Here is a 1,068-nt window from a genome sequence, read left to right as displayed (position 1 = left end):
CTCTCAGTGAAAGGAGATAAAAATGCATGTTTTTCAGATTTTAAAAAATAATGTTTTGATCATCGACGGCGACCGCACATACAGCGATACCGTCGATAATTTTTTACTCGACGCCGGGGCTGTATCCGTCCCGGAATCCGTTATCTATGACGATACACAGGAGTGCTGCGTGGTGGATGGAGATTTTTTACCTTATCCCAACGGCAACGGCACCTACAGCGGTTACTGTGAACGCATCCAGGACCTGCTGGATGCCCAGGCCAAACGTACCTACGTGCCACCGGCGGAGCTCACGGAGCAAGAGCGACAGGAGGCACAGAAAGCCAGCCTCAAGGCCGACTATGACAGTGCAGTCAAGGACCTGACCGACAGCATGGCCGTGGCTCTCCTGACCGGCGACACGGACGCTCAGGAAAGTATCCGGGCAGATTTTAAAGACCTGCAAGCCCAATACAAGGAGGCGATGGAGAATGTTTAAGATCCCGAAGCGTTGCGAATATTGCGCTCACAAGCTGGTGGACGATAAATGCGTAAACCCGGCCTGCATTGCTTATAAGCCGGAACAGCAAGCCGATGAAAAGAAGGATGGTGAGTCTAAATGACGACAAGAGCAATCGTGCCCAACGGCGATGGCGAAGGATCCCTTGGTATTGAAGGGTTAAATTGGGGAGCTATGTACGTCTCGTCACCGGAAAAGGACGATAACTCTCAGAAAGTGCCTACCACGGCGTGGGTCCAGAAGCTCCTGGCCGATGCCCTGGCTAAACAAAAAGCGGCCTACGAGCAAGCCATCAGCACGGCAGTTTCAGCCGCCCAGACGAAAGCAAAGCTCGACGCCCACCCCGTCGGCTCGTACTACTTCAGCGACAAAAGCACCAGCCCCGCTGACCTGTTCGGCGGTACGTGGGAAGCCCTGCCAGCAGGCTACACGCTCATCGCACAGGGTTCCGGCACAGATGATTTCGGCTCGTTTAACTACGTGGCGGGCACGAAATACGGCGAGCGAATGCACAAGCTCACCACCGATGAGATGCCATCTCATGGTCACAGGATAGCATTGGCCAAGGG

Annotated in this window: 3 protein-coding genes; all 3 read left to right on the top strand. The window is 54.2% G+C overall.

The window, feature by feature from the left end:
* Nucleotides 1–22: 22 nt before the first annotated feature.
* Complete coding sequence (locus H503_RS0110930; protein ID WP_026385463.1) at nt 23–478, top strand: hypothetical protein; 456 nt, start codon at nt 23–25, stop codon at nt 476–478.
* Complete coding sequence (locus H503_RS12870) at nt 471–602, top strand: hypothetical protein (protein WP_264296210.1); 132 nt, start codon at nt 471–473, stop codon at nt 600–602. Before H503_RS0110930 ends, H503_RS12870 begins: the two co-directional genes overlap by 8 nt.
* A partial coding sequence (locus tag H503_RS12065) for a phage baseplate protein (RefSeq protein ID WP_035196435.1) occupies nt 599–1,068 on the top strand: 470 nt, incomplete at its 3' end. The genes H503_RS12870 and H503_RS12065, both read left to right, overlap by 4 nt.

It is taken from the genome of Acidaminococcus intestini DSM 21505, assembly GCF_000425045.1.
Lineage (GTDB): Bacteria > Bacillota > Negativicutes > Acidaminococcales > Acidaminococcaceae > Acidaminococcus > Acidaminococcus intestini.
This window is presented reverse-complemented; position numbering and strand designations above follow the sequence as displayed.